A 19,245-nucleotide genomic window follows, 5' to 3' on the forward strand; every position below is an offset into this window, starting at 1 on the left:
TCAGACCCGCGCGCGGAGCAGGTCGCCCGTGGCGGCGCGGCGGAGCTTGCCGGACGGGGTCTTGGGCAGGCTGCCCGGCCCGAGCACCACGACCTCGGCCGGGCGCACCCCCACCGCGGTGACGACCCGCGTGGTGACGTCCTTGCGGATCACCTTCTCCGCCTCCGGGTCACCTGCCCGCCGCGACTCGACGGCCACCATGAACGACTCGCGGTGCCGCCCCCCGTCACCGCCCGCGAACATCCGGACGGCCACGACGTTGCCCGCGCGCACGTCGCCGGCCTCGGCGGCGGCGCGCTCGATGTCGGTCGGGTAGATGTTGCGACCGCCCATGATGATCACGTCCTTGCGTCGGCCGCAGACGACGACCTGACCGTCGGCCAGGTAGCCCTCGTCGCCGGTGTCGAGCCAGCCGTCGGCGTCCTGGGTGGCGAGCGGGCCGTCGACGGTGAGGTAGCCCGGCGTCACCGACTCCCCGCGCAGGTGGATCACCCCGACCTCGCGCTCGCCGCGCACCGCGCCGTCGTCGCCGACGATCCGCACCTCGATGCCGGGCAGCGGCGGACCGAGCCGCGGGAAGCGGCGGCCGGTGCCGGGGGTGGCGAGCCGCTGCGCCTCCAGCGCGTCGGCGTCGACCGCGTCGACCGACAGCCCGGTCTCGACGGGCGCGAAGGACACGCCGAGCGCCGTCTCGGCCATGCCGTACGCGGCCAGCACCGACTCGGGCCGCAGCCCGAACCGCGCGCCGGCGGCGACGAACGCGTCGACCGCGTCGGGGTCGATCGGCTCCGCGCCGTTGAGGGCGATGCGCAGCGACGACAGGTCGAGCGGGCCGTCCGCGCGGGCGAGCTGGCGGCCGAGCACGGCGTAGGCGAAGTTCGGGGCGGCGGTGACCGTGCCGCCGTACTTCGAGATCAGCTCGGCCCACAACAGCGGGCGCGTCAGGAAGTCGACGGGCGTGACGGTGACCAGGTCGAGCCCGGTGGCCATCGGGATCGTCAGGAACCCGACCATCCCCATGTCGTGGAACAGCGGCAGCCACGACACCATCACGTCGCGGTCGGTGTCGAGCCGCGACGCGGCGACCATGCCGGTGATGTTGGCGAACAGGTTGCCGTGGGTGATGCGGACGGCCTTGGGCTCCGCGGTGGAGCCGCTGGTGAGCTGCAGCAGCGCGGTGTCGCCCTCCCCCGCCACCTCGGCGTCGGGGGTGAGGGGCTCACCGTCGAGCTCGTCGATGGTGCGGAACGCGATGCCGCGCTCGGTGAGGACGGGCGCGAGGGCGTCGAAGGGGGCACCGAGCAGCACCAGCTCCGCGCCGATCATACCCAGGACGGTGACGGTGTCCTCGGCCCACACGGCGAGATCGGTGCGCGCGGTGGGCTGGTGCAGCATCGTGACGCTGCCCCCGCACAGCCACACGGCCTGCGCGGCGGGCGCGATCGCGGCGGGCTCCCCGGCGAGCACCCCCACCGCGGTGCCGGGCGCGACGTCGGCCCGCAGCGCCCCGGCGATCCGCCGGGCCCGCTCGTGCACCTCCGGCCAGGTGCGGCGGACGGGCGTCTTCGGTTCCCCGGTGGTCATCGCACGGGAGGAGCCGACGGCGGACTCCAGCAGCATCGCCAGGAACCGGGACATACCGGGAGCCTACGTGCTCCGGTCACCCCGGGTGATCCGTAGCGCTACGGGCCCGCGGCGCCGCGGGCCTGCGGGGTCGGGCTGGCGGTGTGGGGCTGGCGGTGTGGGGCTGGCGGGTCGGGTCCACGCGCACCCCGCACGGCTCCGCGCACCGTCGACGGTGCGCGGAGCGCCGGACGGTGCGCGGGAGGTGCGGCCGGCGACGCGCTCCCCTGCGCCGGGCCCACTACCCTCGGGAGCCGTGTCCGATGCCGCGCTGCCGCCGTCCCCCGTCACCGCCGCCGTCGAGGCCGCGCTCCCGGGAGCCCGCGCCGACCTGGAGCGGCTGGTGCGGATCCCGAGCATCTGGGCCGATCCCGCCCACGCCGACGACACCCGTCGCAGCGCCGACGCCGTCGCCGAGCTGGCCCGGGCGGCCGGGGCCGCCGACGTGTCCGTGATCGCGGCCGAGGGTGGAGCCCCCGCGGTCGTCGCCCACTGGCCCGCCCCCGACGGCGCACCGACCGTCCTGCTCTACGCCCACCACGACGTGCAGCCCACCGGCGGCGACGCGGAGTGGACCAGCCCGCCGTTCGAGCCGACCGAGCGCGCGGGCCGCCTCTACGGCCGCGGTGCCGCCGACGACAAGGCCGGCGTCATGACCCACCTCGCGGTCCTGCGCGCGTACGACGGGAGACCCCCGGTCGGGGTCACCCTGTTCATCGAGGGCGAGGAGGAGTCCGGCTCGCCGACGCTCCCCGCGCTGCTGCGCGAGCACCACGAGGCCCTGGCCTGCGACGTCATCGTCATCGCCGACGCCTCCAACCCCGCCGTCGACGTCCCGGCGCTGACGACGAGCCTGCGCGGTCTCGTCGACGTGATCATCGAGGTGTCGATGCTGGAGCGGCCCGTGCACTCCGGGGTGTACGGCGGGCCGGTCGGCGACGCCCTCACCGCACTGTGCCGCACGCTCGCGAGCCTGCACGACGAGAACGGCGAGGTCGCGGTCCCGGGGTTGGTCCACGGCACGTCCGAGGCGCCCGAGTTCGACGAGGCCACGTTCCGCTCCGACGTCGGCCTCCTCGACGGCGTCGAGCTGATCGGCTGCGGCACCATCCCGGAGCGCTCGTGGAACAAGCCCGCCGCCGCGGTGCTGGGGATCGACGCACCGCGGGTCGACGAGTCGTCCAACGTGCTGCTCCCCCGCGCCCGCGCCGCCGTGAGCCTGCGCCTGGCCCCCGGCGACGACGCCGCCAAGGCCCGCGACGCCCTCACCGAGCACCTGCGCGCGCACGTCCCGTGGGGCGCGCGGGTCGACATCCGCCCGCACCACGGCACGGCCGAGCCGTTCAGCATCGAGGCCACCGGCACCGCCTACGACGCCGCGCGTCGCAGCTTCGCCCACGCCTTCGGCACCGACGCCGTCGAGAGCGGGATCGGCGGGTCGATCCCGTTCATCGCGGAGTTCGCCCGCACCTTCCCCGGCGCGGCGGTGCTGGTCACCGGCGTCGGTGACCCGGCCAGCCGCTGGCACGGCATCGACGAGAGCCTCGACCTGGGCATGTTCGGGCGCGGCGTACTCGCCGAGACGCTGCTGCTCGCCGATCTGGGCGGAATTCAGGTCGCCGACTGACCGCAGGCGGGTCCACTCTGGTCCGGTGATCCACGCACGCGGGCTCGCCCGCACCTTCCGGACGCGGCGCGGACCGGTGGAAGCCGTGTCCGGCGTCGACATCGACGTCGAGCCCGGCGAGCTGGTCGGCTTCCTCGGGCCCAACGGCGCGGGGAAGTCCACGACGCTCCGGATGCTCACCACGTTGATCGACCCGACGGCGGGCACCGCCACCGTCGCCGGGCACGACCTGCTCACCGAGCCCGTCGCCGTCCGCCGCAAGATCGGGTACGTCGGCCAGAACGGCGGCGCGGGCCCGGACTGCCCGGTCGGCGAGGAACTGATCCTGCAGGGCCGCTTCTACGGCCTCACCGCGGCCGAGTCGGCGAAGCGCGCCTCCGAACTGATCGGCGATCTCGACCTCACCGGCCTCGACGACCGCATCGTCAACACCCTGTCCGGCGGGCAGCGCAGGCGCCTCGACATCGCGATGGGCCTCATGCACCTCCCCGGGCTGCTGTTCCTCGACGAACCCTCCACCGGGCTCGACCCCCAGAGCCGCGCCAACCTGTGGGGCCACATCAGGGGCCTGCACGCCGAGCGCGGCACCACGCTGTTCCTCACCACGCACTACCTCGACGAGGCCGACGCCCTGTGCGACCGGATCCTCGTCATCGACAGGGGCCGGATCGTCGCCGAGGGCACCCCCGACGCTCTCAAGCGCCGCGTGTCCGGTGACCTCGTCGTCGTCGACTCCACCGACCCCGCCCGCACCACCGACCTGGCCGGGCGGATCGGGTCCGAGGTGGCCGTCGAGGGCACGGTGGTGCGGTTCCGCGTCGAGGACGGCGCGAAGGTGCTCCCCGCGGTCCTGCGTGAGCTCGACGCGGCCGGCATCGCGATGACCGCCGTGGAGGTCCGCCGCCCCAGCCTCGACGACGTCTTCCTCACCCTCACCGGCCGCTCGCTCCGTGAGGACTCCCCCGAGAACGCCGAGGTCCCGGCATGAGCGTCGCCACCGACACCTGGCTGATCTTCCAGCGCTCGATGAAGCAGTCGCTGCGCAACCCGTTCTGGGTGGTCATCGGCATCGTGCAGCCGTTCCTCTATCTCGCCCTGTTCGGCCCGCTGCTCATCCCGATCGTGCAGAGCACCCCCGGCTTCCCGCCCGGCGACGCCTGGCAGGTGCTCGTGCCCGCGCTGCTCATCCAGCTCGGGCTGTTCGGCGGGCTGTTCGTCGGCTTCTCGATCCTCACCGAGTTCAAGGCGGGCGTGGTCGAGCGGATGCAGGTGACGCCGGTCAGCCGCGTGGCGCTGCTGCTGGGCCGCGCGCTCAAGGAGACCGCGGTGCTCCTCACACAGGGCGTCCTGCTGACGGTCATGGCCATCCCGTTCGGACTCCGGGCCCCGATCGGTGGCGTGATCATCGGGCTCGCACTGGTGGCGGTGCTCGGGTTCGCCGCGTCCTGCGCCTCCTACGCGCTCGCGCTGCGGGTCAAGAGCGAGGACGCGTTCGTGCCGATCGTGCAGTCGGTGTTCCTGCCGCTGCTGCTGCTCTCGGGCATCCTGCTGCCGATGACGATCGCCCCGGCGTGGCTGTTCGCGCTGTCGCGGGCCAACCCGTTCGTCTACGTCGTCGACGCCACCCGCGCGGTGTTCGTCGGCGACCTGTTCACCACCACCGCACTCGTCGGCATCGTCGTGGCGATCCTGCTCGCCGGCCTCTCGCTGTTCTGGGGTGTGCGCACGTTCCAGCGCGAGAGCGCCTGATCACCGGCCGGGCAGACCGGGCGCGTGCGGATCACGTCGGTGACGACGGCGGGCGCGGCGGCCAGGTCGGCGCGGTGCATGCAGGCGGACGTGCAGCCGTCGCCCGCCGACCTCAACGACGCTCGGAGCGGTGGCGCGGGTCGAGCACGGTCGTCGGCTCGTCGAGGAACAGGACGTCGGGGCGGCCGATGAGGCTGATCGCGAGGTCGAGGCGCCGCCGCATGCCACCGGGTACGTGCGGACGCGGCGGCACCCGCCAGCGGACACCGCCCTGACCGCGCGCCGGCAGCGGATGTCAGGGGCCGGGAGGCGCGGACCCGGACCGCCGCCGTCGAGCGGCGGGCCGGGTCTCGCGCGTGTGCGTGCTCCCCAGCGGGGTCCCCCGACCCCATCGCACGAGATCGACGGTAGCGGGGCGGGGGCGGCCCGCGCCTCGGCCGAAAGTCCTGGTTCCGATCAGCTTTCGGCGAGCTCCGCCGCTTCCATCCAGGACTGCTCCACGGTCTCGATCTCCGCGTCGACGTCCTTCAGCTCCGCATTGAGCGTCTGCAACCGGTCGGGGTCGGTGGCGGCCTCGGCGAGTGCGGCGTGCAGCTTCTCCTGCTGCTTCGTCAGCGTCGTCATCCGTCGCTCGATGCGCTGCAGCTCCTTGCGGGCGGCGCGCTGGTCGGCCGCGCTCGACGCGGGCCGCGCGATCGGCACCTCCGACGCCCCGGTCGCGGTGAGGCCGTTGAGCTGGTCACCGTCGGCCGCGCGGCGGCGCAGGTACTCCTCGATGCCGCCGGGCAGGTGCGTGATCTTGCCGTCGCCGAACAGGGCGACCACGGTGTCGGTGGCGCGTTCGAGCAGGTACCGGTCGTGGCTGACGACCACGAGCGTGCCGGGCCAGCCGTCGAGCAGGTCCTCCAGGCGTGCGAGCGTGTCGACGTCCAGGTCGTTCGTCGGCTCGTCGAGGAGCAGGACGTTGGGCTCCGCCATCAGCAGCCGCGTGAGCTGCAGGCGGCGGCGCTCGCCACCGGACAGGTCGCCGACCGGCGTCCACTGCCGCGCGGCGGGGAACCCGAGCCGCTCCAGCACCGAGCTCGCCGTGAGCTCCAGCTTCCCGAGCTTGACGTACTTCGCCACCTGCTCGGTGGCCTCCAGCACGCGCATGTTCTTCGGCAGGTCCACGAGTTCCTGGCTCAGCTCGGCGAGCTGCACCGTGGTCCCGGTGATCAACCGGCCCTTCTCCAGGGGGCGCTCGCCGGTGAGCGTGCGCAGCAGCGTGGTCTTGCCCGAGCCGTTGACGCCGACGATCCCGATGCGGTCGCCCGGCCCGAGCCGCCACGTCACGTCGTCGAGCAGCGTGCGCCCGGCGACGGTCGCGGTGGCGTCCTCCAGCTCCAGCACGGTCTTGCCGAGCCGGTTGGTGGCGAAGCCGAGCAGCTCCACGGTGTTGCGCGGCGGCGGCACGTCGGCGATCAGCGACTCGGCGGCCTCGATCCGGTACCGCGGCTTCGACGTCCGCGCGGGCGGGCCGCGCCGCAGCCACGCCAGTTCCTTGCGCGCCAGGTTCTGCCGCTTCGCCTCCGCGGAGTCGGACTGGCGGGTGCGCTCGGCGCGGGCGTAGATCCAGTCGGCGTAGCCGCCCAGGAAGCTCTCGACCCGGCCGCCCGCCACCTCCCAGGTGCGCGTGCAGACCGCGTCGAGGAACCACCGGTCGTGCGTGACGACCAGCACGCCGCAGCGCCGCGAGATCAGGTGGCCCGCGAGCCAGGTGATGCCCTCGACGTCGAGGTGGTTGGTGGGCTCGTCGAGCACGACGAGGTCGGGGTCGCCGACGAGCGCCGCGGCGAGTGCGACGCGGCGCTTCTCACCACCGGACAGACCGTCGGTGGTGCGCTCGAGGTCGCCGATGCCGAGCCCGTCGAGGACGTCGCGCACCTTGGCGTCGGCGGCCCACTCGTGGTCGGCCGCACCCTCCCAGTGCGCGAGCACGACGTCCCGGACCCGCGCCCCGGGGGCGAGCCGGTCGCCCTGCGCGAGGTGGGCCAGGTTGAGCCCGCCGACCCGGCTGACGCGGCCGCCGTCGGGGGCGCGTTCGCCGGTGATGATGTCGAGCAACGTGGTCTTGCCGCCGCCGTTGAGGCCGACGACGCCGACCCGCTCGCCGCGCTCCACGCCGAGCGACACGGCGTCGAGCAGGACGCGCGAGGCGTCGCCCGGGACGTGCGCCGTGACGGCCTCGAGGTTGACGAGGTTCTGGACCTTCGGTGGCATCAGCCGCGTGTCGCTTCCTGGTTGTCGATGATGCGGGCCCCCGGCACCGGCCCGTGCGCGACGCGCACCGTGCGGCACACCCCGAGCCCGGCCAGCTCGGTGGCCACGTCCATGGCCGCGTCGGCCCCGCTGCACAGGAACGCGCAGGTGGGTCCGGACCCGGAGACGATCCCGGCGAGCGCTCCCGCGTCGACGCCCGCGCGCAGCGTCCGTCGGAGCTCGGGGACCATGCTGACGGCCGCGGCCTGCAGATCGTTGCCCAGCGACAGCGCGAGCTGCCGGGGGTCGCCGCCGGCGATGGCCTCGAGCACGGGCTCCACCGGACGCTCGGTGGGCTCGGACCCCGCTCGCAGGCGGTCGAGCTCGCCGAACACCTTCGGCGTCGACAGCCCGCCGCGGTGCAGCGCGACCACCCAGTGCTGCGGGTGCCGCGAGAGCACCGGCACGATCCGCTCGCCGCGCCCGGTGCCCAGCGCGGTGCCGCCGTAGAGCGCGAACGTGACGTCGCTGCCCAGCTCGGCGGCCAGCGGGGCCAGCTCGTCGCGGGTGAGGTCGAGCTTCCACAGCGCGGAGAGCCCGACCAGCGTCGCGGCCGCGTCGGCGCTGCCCCCCGCCATCCCCCCGGCGACCGGGATGCCCTTGCGCAGCACCAGCCGCACGTCGGGATCGCGCCCGGCCTGGTCGGCGAGGAGCTGCACCGCGCGCCACGCCAGGTTGGTCTCGTCGACGGGGACCTCGGTGACGCCCTCGCCGAAGACCTCGATGCCCGGCTCGTCACCGTGGGCGACCGACACCTCGTCGAACAGGCTCACCGCGTGGAAGACGGTGACGAGGTCGTGGAAGCCGTCGCCGCGCAGGGGTCCCACCGCCAGATGCAGGTTGATCTTGGCAGGGACCCGCACGGTGACCGGGGGCGGGACGGCGGACAGCACCCGTCAACACTACGGGCCGCGATCCGCGCGGGTGGCGCCGCAGCTACCCGACCGGGGTGACGGTGGTCGCCCCCGTGGCCGGCCGGGACCGCGCCAGGTGCCTGGGCAGCGCGAACCCGAGCGCCGCCACGAGCCCGATCAGCACCACGCCCGCGGGCAGCAGCAGGGCCTGCGCCATCGCCGTGGCGAATCCGGCGTGCAGCGCCTCGGGCAGCTGCGCGACGGTCTCCGACGCGCCGCCACCCGGTACGGCGGGCAGGTTCGCGACGAGCCGCGAGGCGATCAGCGCCGCGATGGCCGCGCTGCCCAGAACGGCACCGACCTGGCGGGTGGTGTTGTAGACACCCGAGCCCGCCCCGGCGTCGGCGGGCGGCAGGTTGCGGGTGGCGGTGGTGGACACCGGAGCCCAGACGAATCCGTTGGCCACGCCCAGCAGCGCGATCGGGAGCAGCAGCTGCCAGATCGGGGTGTCCGGGCCCATCACGGCGGCGAGCCACACCAACGACACCGACCACGACGCCAGCCCGACACCCGCGAGCACCCGCGGGTGGACCCGGTCGCTCAGGCGTCCGACCACCGGGGCCAGCCCGCCGGAGACGACCGCCATGGGCACGAGCAGCAGCGCCGACCCGGTGGGGCTCAGCCCGAGCACGGCCTGGGCGTAGAACAGGATCGGGAAGACCATCGCGGTGACGGTGAAGCCGACCGTCGTGATCACCACGTTGGCCAGGCTGAAGTTCCGGTCGCGGAACAGTGCGAGCCGCACCAGCGGCTCCGCCGCGCGCCGCTGCCAGAGCACGAACCCCGCCAGCACCACGACGCCCGCGACGATCAGCGACCACACCGAGATCGGGCCGACGATCGTGCCCCAGTCGTAGGTCTGGCCCTCCTGGATGCCGAAGACCAGCAGGAACATGCCGACGGCGCTGAGCGCGACACCGACCAGGTCGAACCGGCGGACGTGCGTCGGGAGCTCGGGCACCAGCCGCACGGCGAGCACGAACCCGACGATGCCCACCGGCACGTTGATGAAGAAGATCCACTCCCAGCCGAGGCCGTCGACCAGCACCCCGCCCAGGATCGGCCCGACGAGGGTGGCGATGCCGGCGACGGCGCCCCACAGGCTCATCGCGCGGCCACGGTTCTCCGCCGGGAACGTCCGGGTGATCACGGCCATCGTCTGCGGCGTGATCAGCGCGGCCCCGAGGCCCTGCACCACCCGGGCGACGATGAGCTCGCCGAGCGTGTCCGTCAGCCCGCACCACAGCGAGGCCAGCGTGAAGACCACGAGCCCGAGGAGGTAGACCCGGCGCGGGCCGAAGCGGTCGCCGAGCCGGCCGGTGACCAGCAGCGGCACGGCGTAGGCCAGCAGGTACGCACTGGTCACCCAGACGACCGGGTCCACGCCGACCCCGAGGTCGGCCATGATCGCGGGCGTCGCGACGGAGACGATCGTGGAGTCCACCAGGATCATGAAGAAGCCGAGGACGAGCGCCCAGAGGGCGGGCCACGGGTTCGCAGGGGTCCCGTCCGCTCCCCGCACCGGCTGCCGGGTGGTCATGTCCGGAGTATCGGCCGGGCCGGGTGGGTCGACAACTCGAACCCGGACGGCAGGTGGACGAACCGCTCAGACCGCCGCGAGGCGGGCGAAATCGTCGATCCCCAGCCGCTCGGCACGGGTCATCGGGTCGATTCCGGCGGCCCGCAGTGCCTCCTCGGCCGCGGCGGGCGACCCCGCCCAGCCGGCCAGCCCGCTGCGCAGCGCCTTGCGTCGCTGGGCGAACGCGGCGTCGATCAGCGTGAACACGGCCTCGCGGTCACCGGGCGGGGGGTCACGACGGTCGAAGGCCAGCAACCCGGAGTCGACACCCGGCACCGGCCAGAACACCGCGCGCGGCACCGGGCCCGCCCGCCGGGCCGCGGCGTACCAGGCCAGCTTCGCGCTCGGCACGCCGTAGGCCTTGCTGCCCGGCGCCGCGGCCAGGCGCTCGGCCACCTCGGCCTGCACCATCACCAGGCCCCGGCGCAGCGCGGGCAGCTCCGCGAGCAGGTGCAGCACGACCGGCACGCCGACGTTGTAGGGCAGGTTCGCGACCAGGGCGGTGGCGCCCGGCAACTGCGCGGCGGTGACACGCAGGGCGTCGGCGCCGACGACGGTGAGCCGGTCGGCCAGCGACGGGGCCCGGTCGGCGACGGTGGCGGGCAGCCGGGCGGCGAGCAGCGGATCGATCTCGACGGCGTGCACGCCCGCCACCTCGGGCAGCAGCGCGAGCGTCAGCGACCCGAGGCCCGGGCCGACCTCCACGACCACGTCGTCCGGCGAGAGCTGCGCGGCCTTCACGATGCGGCGCACCGTGTTCGGGTCGTGCACGAAGTTCTGGCCGAGCTTCTTCGTCGGTCGCAGGCCCAGCTCGTCGGCGAGGGCCCGCACCTCCGCCGGGCCGAGCAGTCGGGAGGGTCCGGTCACGCCCGAATCATCGCGGCAGGCCCAGCTTGCGTGAACAGGCGGGCCAGGCTCCGTAGCCGCCGCGGTCGTCGCGGACCTTCGTGGCGATCGCGATCTGCTCCTCGCGGCTGGCCTGGTGCGGCAGGTCGGCGTACTCGCCGCCGCCGTAGGCGTGCCAGGTGGAGCGGTCGAACTGCAGCCCGCCGTAGTAGCCGTTGCCGGTGTTGATCGCCCAGTTGCCGGTGGCCTCGCACTGCACGAGCCGGTCCCACACGCCGCCGTCGGAGACCACGGGGGCCTGCGGCACGTCGTCGTTGGTGCCGACCTTCACGATCCGCGGCGTCGGCGGCGTCGTCGACCCGGCGCGCACCTGCACGCGGCGTACCTCCTGGCCGTTCTGGACGAAGACCCGCACGACCGCGGTCTGCTCGCCGGGGGTTCCCGGGTCGACGACCTCGCGGTCGCCGCGCGGCATCTCCGGGTCCTCGACGATCTGCTCGGGCGGCTCGATGGTGCGGGTCTCGATGACCTCGCCCTCACCGTTGCGGACGATCTGGATCGCGGTGCCCTCGGCGAGGATCGAGTCGGGGCTGGGGACCGAGACGTCGTCGGGGCCGAGGGTGACGCCCTGCTCGGCGAGCAGCCCGGCGACGGTGCCGGCCATGGTCGTGACGGGCACCTGCGCGGCGGAGCCGTCGGCCAGGCTGACCGTGCGGGGGATGTTCAGCTCCAGCGCGAGCCCGGACAGCGGGATCGGGGCCTCCGGCGACGCCGACATCTGGATCGGCGCGGCGTCGAGACCCAGACCGGCCAGCGCGTCCTGGACGGACGCGGCCGTGGTCCAGATCTGCCGCTCCTGGCCGCCCTCGACGAGCGTGAGCGGGCGGGCGCGGTTGACGATGATGTAGTCGCCGTCGGCCACGTCGGTGGGCAGCGCGGGCTGCACGCGGTCCTGCGGGGTCGGGGCCAGGCCCGCCGCGGCCAGCGCACCCGCGACGTCACCGGCGAACGTGTGGAGCGTGCGCTCCTGGCCGTCGACGGAGAGCACGACGGTCTTGTCCATCGCCAGTGCGCTCGCGCCACCGCCGACGAGGGCGAGCAGCACGGCCAGCACGGTGGCGCGGACGCCGACCCGGGTGGTGGTGCGCGCGCGTCGGGGGTCGGGGACCCGCGTGGCGGCGGACCGCTCGATGGCGGGGGTCTCGTCGGCGGGGGGCTCGTCGGCGGGGGTCTCGTCGGCGGCCGCCGGGATCGCGACAGGGGCGTCCGGCGCGATCGCCGCGAACTGCTCGGTGTGCGGCTCGTCGTCGACCGGGGCAGCGACCGGGAGGGGGCCGGTCAGGTCGTCGGAGTACGGGGCCAGCTCGCCGGTGAGCTCCTCGGGCCGCTGGTCGTCGCGCACCAGGTCGTTGCGCACCAGGGCGATCGGGCCGGTCGGGGGCAGGCTCTCGATCTCGGGGATGCCGAGGCGGCGCATGCGGTCCGGGCGGCCGAAGGCCGTCTCGGCGGGCCACATCTCGCTCGCGGGCGCCGCGGAGGGGGCCGGGAACTCGTCGGCGGTGCCGAACCAGTGGTCGTCGTCGAGGGGGAGGGAGTCCGGGCCGCCGACGCGCAGTGACTGGGAGGACGGCGACGGCTGGGGGGACAGCGGCTCGGAGGGCACGAACTCGCCCACGCGGGCGAGTGCGGCACGGCGTCGCGCGCGCGCGGATACGTCGACCACAGCGATCCTGACCTCGACGGACCCGGGCAGGGGAGGAATCACCGGCCGCGGCGGTCCGAGGGCGTCGTGCTGGGGGAGCGCCTCGAACCACCGCGGCCGCTGTGCTGGGGAGCGTTCCCCACCCCGGCTTGAGCGATCACGGAACCGTAACGGGCGGTGACCGGATGCGTTGGCTTGCGACACACCGTGAGCGCCGAGCGGCCACTTCACTACGCCGAACGTGCATCTCCTACGCCAGGCGAGCCACCCGGCACGACGGATGACACCTCAGCGACCCGATCAGCCGCCCGGCGCGCCGTCAGGCGTCGAGAGCGAAGATCCTCTCGGCGTTGCGGCGCGCGGCGTCGGCGACGTCCTCGGCCATCACCCCGCGCAGCGCCGCGATGCCGCGCACCGTCCACGGCAGGCAGTACGGCTCGTTGGCCCGGCCGCGGTGCGGGTGCGGCGTCAGGAACGGGGCGTCGGTCTCCACGAGGAACGACTCCTCGGGCACCAGCACCGCCGCCTCCTGCAGGTCGCGGGAGTTCTTGAACGTCACGGGCCCCGCGAACGACAGCACGTACCCGGCGTCGACGCATTCGCGCGCCATCGCCGCGTCGCCGGAGAAGCAGTGGAACACCACCGCCTCCGGCGCCCCCTCCTCGCGGAGGATCCGCAGGACGTCGGCGTGCGCGTCGCGGTCGTGGATCATCAGCGGCTTGCGCAGGCGCTTGGCGAGGTCGATGTGCCAGCGGAACTCGCGCTGCTGGGCGTCGGGCGGGGAGTGGTCCCAGTGGTAGTCGAGCCCCGTCTCCCCCACCGCGACGACCCGCGGGTCCGCCGCCAGCGCCTCGATCTCGGCCCGCTCCGCGTCGGTGACGGCGGCGGTGCGCGTCGGGTGCAGGGCGACGGCGGCGTGGACGCGGTCGTCCCAGTGGGCGGCGCGGACGGCGAACCGGGCGCCGTCGAGGTCGTCGGCGATGGTGACCGCTCGCGTGACGTTGACGGCCGCGGCGCGGTCCATCGCGGCCCGGACGTCCTCGGCGCTCGCGCAACCGCAGGCGTCGAGATGGGTGTGGGAGTCGACGGTGGGCACACCGAGCGGTTCCGGTGGCTCCGGTGCGGGCCGCCTCACCTGCGCCTCCGGCACCCGTGCGGCAGCCCGGTCACTTCGCGATCGGGGCCCAGTCCGGTCCCGTCTCCCCCAGTTCCGGGTCCAGCTTCTTGAAGATCGGGTTCGGCTTGCCCAGCGGGCGGCCGATCTCGATCGGCGTGCTCGCCCAGCTCGCCTGCTCCCCCGCGTAGTCGCCGGTGAGGACCGGGTAGCCGGGGCCGTCACCGAGCTCCTCGACCTCGCGGATCTCCGGCTGCGCCGCCCACACCCCGCTGCCGCCCAGCGCCTCGTGCACCTGCTGCGCGGAGTGCGGCAGGAACGGGGTGAGCAGCGTGTTGGCGTCGGACACGACCTGGAGCGCGGTGTGCAGGATCGTGTCGCGGCGGTCGGGGTCGTCCTTGCGCTTCCACGGCTCCTGGTCGCTCAGGTACCGGTTGGCCAGCGTGACGATCCGCATCGCCTCGCCCGAGGCCTGCTTGAACCGGTTGCGCGCGAGCAGCGCGCCCACCGAGTCGAACCCGGCCTTCGACGCGGCGAGCAGCTCGGCGTCGGCGTCGGTCGGCGCGGTCGGCTTCGGGATGGCGCCGACGTTCTTGTGCGCCATGGAGATCGAGCGGTTGACGAGGTTGCCCCACTCGTTGGCCAGCTCGAAGTTGGTGCGGCGCACGAACTCGTCCCAGGTGAAGTCGGTGTCCTGGTTCTCCGGGCCGGCGGTGGCGATGAAGTAGCGCAGCGCGTCGGGACCGAACTCCTTCAGGAAGTCGGTCACGTAGATGACGGTGCCGCGGCTGGTGGAGAACTTCGACCCGCTCATCGTCAGGAACTCCGACGACACGATCTCGTCGGGCAGGTTCAGCGTGCCGAACGCGCCCGGCGTGCCGCCCTTGTCGCCCGCGCCGTTCTGGCCGAGCAGCAGCGCCGGCCAGATGACGGAGTGGAAGACGATGTTGTCCTTGCCCATGAAGTAGTAGGCCTGGGCCGACGGGTCGGTCCACCACTTCTTCCACGCGTCCGGGTCGGGCCCGCGCCGCGCCCACTCCACCGACGCCGACAGGTAGCCGATGACCGCGTCGAACCAGACGTAGAGCCGCTTCATCGGCTGGTCGCTCCAGCCGTCGAGCGGGATCGGGACGCCCCAGTCGAGGTCGCGGGAGATCGCGCGCGGCTTGAGGTCGGCGGCGAGGTTGGCCGAGAACTTCAGGACGTTCGGGCGCCAGTCGGTGCGCGTGGACAGCCACGACCCCAGCGACTCGGCGAACGCGGGCAGGTCGAGGAAGAAGTGCTCGGTCTCGACGAAGACCGGCGTCTCCCCGTTGATCTTCGACTTCGGGTTCTTGAGGTCGGCCGGGTCGAGCTGGTTGCCGCAGTTGTCGCACTGGTCGCCGCGCGCGTGCTCGTAGCCGCAGATCGGGCAGGTGCCCTCGACGTAGCGGTCGGGCAGCGTCCGGCCGGTCGACGGGCTGATCGCGCCCATCGCCTTCTTCGTGAACACGTAGCCGTTCTTGTGCAGCGCCAGGAACAGCTGCTGCACGACCGCGTAGTGGTTGCTCGTGGTGGTGCGCGTGAACAGGTCGTAGGACAGGCCGAGGCCCTGCAGGTCCTCCACGATCACGCGGTTGTACTTGTCGGCGAGCTGGCGCGGCGTGAGCCCCTCGGCGTCGGCCTGCACCTGGATCGGCGTGCCGTGCTCGTCGGTGCCGCTGACCATCAGCACGTCGTCGCCGACCATCCGCCGGTAGCGGGAGAAGACGTCGGAGGGCACGCCGAAACCGCTGACGTGACCGATGTGCCGCGGGCCGTTGGCGTAGGGCCAGGCCACGGCGGTCAGCACGTGGGAACTCATGGTGACCAGCGTAGGCCCGCGGCACAACGCGGTTCCCTGCGGCCGACCGACCGCCGGCACGACACCCCACCCCCGCGAGTCGCCGGAATCCCGCCCCCGAGTCGGTGGGCGACTCGGGGGCGGGGAAACAGCGACTCGCGGGACGGGTGGCCTCAGAGGATGTAGAGCATCTCCTGGTAGGTCGGCAGCGGCCAGAGGTCGTCGGCCACGACGCCCTCGAGCACGTCGGCCGCCCCGCGCACCGCCGCCATCGCGGGCAGCAGCTCGTCGCGGGCGTGCTCGGCCTCGTCGAGCGCGGTCTCGCCCGGCTCGACCGCCAGTGCGGCCTTCAGCGTCGCCAGCGCGGCGCGCAGGTCGGTGAGCGGGGCCGTGACCTCGGTGAGCGCCGCCGCGTCGGCCTCCACCCCGGCCGACCTCAGCGCGCCGAGGTTGACGGCGAGCTCCGTCTGGTGCCGGACCGCCGCCGGGAGGATCGACGTCGACCCGACCTCGAGGGTGATCCGCGCCTCGACGCCGACGGTCAGCGCGTACTGCTCCAGGCCGACCTCGTAGCGGCTGTGCATCTCGCGGTGGTTGAAGACGCCGTACTTCTCGAACAGCTCCATCGCCGGCGCGGCGATGAGCTCCGGCAGGGCGTCGAGCGTGGTGCGCAGGTTCGGCAGGCCGCGCTCGGCCGCCTCGACCTGCCACTTGTCGGAGTAGCCGTCGCCGTTGAAGACGACCGCACCGTGCGTGGCGACGATCTCGGTGAGCAGGTCCTGCACCGCGGTGTCGAAGTCGGTGCCCGCCGCGACCGCGGTCTCCAGCTCGGTGGCGCAGTGGTCCAGAGCCTCGGCCATGATCGTGTTAATCGTGACCATCGGCCCGGCGACGGTCTGCATCGAGCCCGGGGCGCGGAACTCGAACCGGTTGCCGGTGAAGGCGAACGGGCTGGTCCGGTTGCGGTCGCCGGGGTCGGTGGGCAGGACCGGCAGCGTGTCGACGCCGATCGTCATCGTCCCCTTGCTCTTCGACGACGTGGCGCGGCCCCTGGCGATCTGGTCGAACACGTCGGCGAGCTGGTCGCCGAGGAAGATCGAGATGATCGCGGGAGGCGCCTCGTTGGCCCCGAGGCGGTGGTCGTTCGTCGCCGATGCCACCGACGCGCGCAGCAGGCCCGAGTACTTGTGCACCGCGCGGATCACCGCGGCGCAGAACACCAGGAACTGGGCGTTCTCGTGCGGGGTGTCACCGGGGACCAGCAGGCTGCCCAGGTCGGCGTTGCCGAGCGAGAAGTTGACGTGCTTGCCCGACCCGTTGACGCCCTCGAACGGCTTCTCGTGGAACAGGCACTCCATCCCGTGCTTCTTCGCGATGGTCTTGAACGTCGTCATCAGCAGCTGCTGGTGGTCGGCGGCGACGTTGGCGCGCTCGAACATCGGCGCGATCTCGAACTGCCCGGGGGCGACCTCGTTGTGCCGCGTCTTCGCCGGGATGCCGAGCTTGAACAGCTCCCGCTCGGTGTCCATCATGAACCCGAGCACGCGCTCGGGGATGGCGCCGAAGTAGTGGTCGTCGAACTCCTGCCCCTTCGGCGGCTTCGCGCCGAACAGGGTGCGGCCGGCGTTGAGCAGGTCGGGCCGGGCGAGGAAGAAGTGCCGGTCGACCAGGAAGTACTCCTGCTCCGGGCCGCAGAACGACACGATGTGGCCCGGGCTCTCGTGCCCGAACAGCTTCAGCACGCGCTCGGCGTGCACGCCCATCGCCTGCTGCGAGCGCAGCAGCGGCGTCTTGTGGTCGAGCGCCTCACCGGTCATCGAGACGAACACCGTCGGGATGCACAGGGTGTTGCCGTTCGGGTTCTCCAGGACGTACGCCGGGCTGGTGACGTCCCAGCCGGTGTAGCCACGGGCCTCGAAGGTGTTGCGCAGCCCTCCGCTGGGGAAGCTGGACGCGTCCGGCTCGCCCTGGACGAGGGTCTTCCCGGCGAACTCGGCGAGCGCGGAGCCGTCGGCGACGGGCTCCAGGAAGCTGTCGTGCTTCTCCGCGGTGAGCCCGGTCAGCGGGTAGAAGACGTGCGCGTAGTGGGTGGCGCCCTTCTCCAGGGCCCAGTCCTTCATCGCGGACGCGACGGCGTCGGCGACCAGGGGGTCGAGCCGGGCACCGCGCTCGATCGTCGCCATGACCGACCGGAACACCGACTTCGGCAGCCGCTTCTGCATCACGGCCCTGTTGAACACGTTCTCGCCGAACACCTCGCCGGGGGCCTCCCCGGCGTAGCTGATCGTCGGCGGGACGTAGGCCTCGACGTCCTTGATCGCCTGCAGACGAACGGTGTTTCCACTCATTTTCCGGCCCTTCGATCGGCTCGCTCCACGGCCGCGCACGAGCTCGGCCGATCGACGCTACGAATCCGCCGTGCCGGTGGTGTTTCGTCCCTGTGACACCGGCGTGCGCCAGGTCAAATCCCCGTGCCGCTTTCGCCGATCGGCCGATCGATCACGGCGACCGCCCTAGTCTCGTGACCGTGTCGTCACCTGACCGCCGCCTCCACGACGGTCGGATCGTGACCACCCGGGCGGAGCTGCTCCGCCGCCTCGGCGTCCCCGCGACGACCGGGGAGGCCTGGTACCGCGACCGCGACCGCAACGGGCACCCGCCGCCGGTCGCCGCCGTGGGCAGGCGCCGCTACTTCGACGAGGCCACGCTGCTCGCGTGGATCCACGCCCAGCTCCATCCCGCGCCCTCGCCGGCCCGGATCGTGCGCAACGGCCGCACGCTGATCAGCCGCGCCGAGCTGGCCCGGCTCGCCGGACTGCCCGAGCCCGTGCTCGCCGACCTCTACGCCCGCCGCGCCACCACCCGTCATCCGGTCGCGGTGCACCGGCATCGGCACGACCTCTACTTCGACGAGGACAAGGCACTGGCCTGGCACACCGCCCGGCTGGCGGCGCCGTCACGCCGGCGGAGCGGGCGCTGATGCGACGGACGCCGGCACCACCGACGGCACGGTGACCGTCCGCGCCTCCCCCGCCTTGACCACGACGACGCCGGCCAGGATCAGCAGGCCGCCGAGCAGCTGGACCACCGACGGCGCCTCCGCCAGCAGCACCCACGCGAAGACGAGCGCGGCGAGCACCTCACCCAGGGCGACGAAGGACGCGAGGCGCGAGCCGAGCCTGCGGGTGGCCGCGATGCCGCTGACGTAGGCGAGCGCGGCGGTGACGAGGCCGAGCGCGAGCACCGGGACCCACCACGCCACGACGAACCCGCTGAACGCGACCGGTGCGGCCGACACCGTGAACGGCAGGATCCCCACCGCCCCCGCGAGCAGCAGGGTGACGCCGCCGACGAGCAGACCGCCCGCGGCCAGCACGACGGCGGGCAGACCCTCGACGTCGCGCGAGGACAGCACGAAGTACGACGCCGCCCCGACCATCGCCCCCAGGGCCCACAGCACCCCGACGACGCTGACGTCGGCGCCGGACAGCACGTCGAGTACGAGCACCAGACCGGCGGCCCCGAGCACGGCACCGAGCGCCGTCAACCGGCCGGGTCGCTGGCCCTGCCGCAGCCAGAGCCACAGCACGACCGCGACGGGCGCGGTGTACTCGATGAGCAGCGCGACCCCGACCTCCATGTGCGCCACCGCGGTGAAGTACGCCAGCTGGCACCCGGCGACGGCGAGCAGGCCGAACCCGACGAGCAGCCCGACGTTGCGCCGGACCGGGGCCCAGCGCCCGCGCAGCTGCCGCAGCGCGACCGGCACGAGCACCAGCGCCGCCAGCAGCACCCGGACCGCCACCGCCGCGGCCGCGGACCAGCCCGCGTCCATCAACCCTCTGGCCAGCGGACCGGAGAGGCCGAACGACGCCGCGGACACCACGGCCAGGCCCAGCCCCGAGGTGAGCCGCGCGGAGCTGTCATGTGTCAACGTCGCCATGGGTCATGACGCTAGGTGTCGGTGCGTA

At 73.5% G+C, this 19,245-nt stretch carries 14 protein-coding genes and 1 pseudogene; 4 read left to right on the plus strand and 11 right to left on the minus strand.

From position 1 onward, the window contains the following. Nucleotides 1-1,638 carry a fatty acyl-AMP ligase gene (locus I4I81_RS20510; protein WP_218604017.1) on the minus strand — a complete coding sequence of 546 codons (1,638 nt, stop codon included), beginning with the start codon at nt 1,636-1,638 and terminating at the stop codon, nt 1-3. Between the two features lie 241 nt (nt 1,639-1,879). On the opposite strand from I4I81_RS20510, the gene I4I81_RS20515 reads away from it, so the two are divergent. Genes I4I81_RS20515 through I4I81_RS20525 form a run of 3 tightly spaced genes read left to right on the plus strand, consistent with a single transcriptional unit; the run spans nt 1,880 to nt 4,999 of the window. After that, nucleotides 1,880-3,250, plus strand: coding sequence for a dipeptidase (locus tag I4I81_RS20515; RefSeq protein ID WP_226363483.1), 1,371 nt, complete (start codon nt 1,880-1,882; stop codon nt 3,248-3,250). Between the two features lie 25 nt (nt 3,251-3,275). Then, nucleotides 3,276-4,238 (plus strand): ATP-binding cassette domain-containing protein, encoded by a 963-nt coding sequence (locus tag I4I81_RS20520; RefSeq protein ID WP_218604321.1) that lies wholly within the window; start codon nt 3,276-3,278, stop codon nt 4,236-4,238. Next, on the plus strand, nt 4,235-4,999 hold the full coding sequence (locus I4I81_RS20525; protein ID WP_218604322.1) for an ABC transporter permease: 765 nt from the start codon (nt 4,235-4,237) through the stop codon (nt 4,997-4,999). The genes I4I81_RS20520 and I4I81_RS20525 overlap by 4 nt, the downstream gene beginning before the upstream one ends. Before the next feature lie 121 nt (nt 5,000-5,120). Here I4I81_RS20525 and I4I81_RS20530 read toward each other — a convergent pair. The 9 genes and pseudogenes from I4I81_RS20530 to I4I81_RS20575 all read right to left on the minus strand — a co-directional run. Further along, nucleotides 5,121-5,228, minus strand: a pseudogene (locus I4I81_RS20530) (ATP-binding cassette domain-containing protein); the annotation flags it as partial. 227 nt (nt 5,229-5,455) lie between these two features. Further along, nucleotides 5,456-7,258 carry an ABC-F family ATP-binding cassette domain-containing protein gene (locus tag I4I81_RS20535; protein ID WP_218604323.1) on the minus strand — a complete coding sequence of 601 codons (1,803 nt, stop codon included), beginning with the start codon at nt 7,256-7,258 and terminating at the stop codon, nt 5,456-5,458. Beyond that, nucleotides 7,258-8,190 (minus strand): 4-(cytidine 5'-diphospho)-2-C-methyl-D-erythritol kinase, encoded by a 933-nt coding sequence (locus I4I81_RS20540; RefSeq protein WP_218604324.1) that lies wholly within the window; start codon nt 8,188-8,190, stop codon nt 7,258-7,260. Before I4I81_RS20540 ends, I4I81_RS20535 begins: the two co-directional genes overlap by 1 nt. Before the next feature lie 43 nt (nt 8,191-8,233). After that, nucleotides 8,234-9,751: a DHA2 family efflux MFS transporter permease subunit gene (locus tag I4I81_RS20545; RefSeq protein WP_218604325.1), complete on the minus strand. Its 1,518-nt coding sequence runs from the start codon at nt 9,749-9,751 to the stop codon at nt 8,234-8,236. Between the two features lie 66 nt (nt 9,752-9,817). Continuing rightward, nucleotides 9,818-10,657, minus strand: a complete 840-nt coding sequence (rsmA, locus tag I4I81_RS20550; protein WP_218604326.1) for a 16S rRNA (adenine(1518)-N(6)/adenine(1519)-N(6))-dimethyltransferase RsmA — start codon at nt 10,655-10,657, stop codon at nt 9,818-9,820. A 7-nt stretch (nt 10,658-10,664) separates the two neighbouring features. Further along, nucleotides 10,665-12,359 (minus strand): resuscitation-promoting factor, encoded by a 1,695-nt coding sequence (locus I4I81_RS31355; RefSeq protein ID WP_218616268.1) that lies wholly within the window; start codon nt 12,357-12,359, stop codon nt 10,665-10,667. A 298-nt stretch (nt 12,360-12,657) separates the two neighbouring features. Beyond that, nucleotides 12,658-13,473 carry a TatD family hydrolase gene (locus tag I4I81_RS20565; protein ID WP_218603633.1) on the minus strand — a complete coding sequence of 272 codons (816 nt, stop codon included), beginning with the start codon at nt 13,471-13,473 and terminating at the stop codon, nt 12,658-12,660. 31 nt (nt 13,474-13,504) lie between these two features. After that, nucleotides 13,505-15,295 (minus strand): methionine--tRNA ligase, encoded by a 1,791-nt coding sequence (gene metG, locus I4I81_RS20570; RefSeq protein ID WP_218603632.1) that lies wholly within the window; start codon nt 15,293-15,295, stop codon nt 13,505-13,507. 152 nt (nt 15,296-15,447) lie between these two features. After that, complete coding sequence (locus I4I81_RS20575) at nt 15,448-17,622, minus strand: glutamine synthetase III family protein (protein ID WP_218603631.1); 2,175 nt, start codon at nt 17,620-17,622, stop codon at nt 15,448-15,450. 218 nt (nt 17,623-17,840) lie between these two features. Between I4I81_RS20575 and I4I81_RS20580 the strand changes: the two genes are divergently transcribed. Further along, complete coding sequence (locus tag I4I81_RS20580) at nt 17,841-18,254, plus strand: hypothetical protein (RefSeq protein ID WP_218603630.1); 414 nt, start codon at nt 17,841-17,843, stop codon at nt 18,252-18,254. On the opposite strand, the gene I4I81_RS20585 is transcribed toward I4I81_RS20580, so the two are convergent. Further along, nucleotides 18,231-19,217, minus strand: a complete 987-nt coding sequence (locus tag I4I81_RS20585; RefSeq protein ID WP_218603629.1) for an EamA family transporter — start codon at nt 19,215-19,217, stop codon at nt 18,231-18,233. The genes I4I81_RS20580 and I4I81_RS20585 overlap by 24 nt on opposite strands. Nucleotides 19,218-19,245 lie beyond the last annotated feature (28 nt).

It is taken from the genome of Pseudonocardia abyssalis (assembly GCF_019263705.2).
GTDB lineage: Bacteria > Actinomycetota > Actinomycetes > Mycobacteriales > Pseudonocardiaceae > Pseudonocardia > Pseudonocardia abyssalis.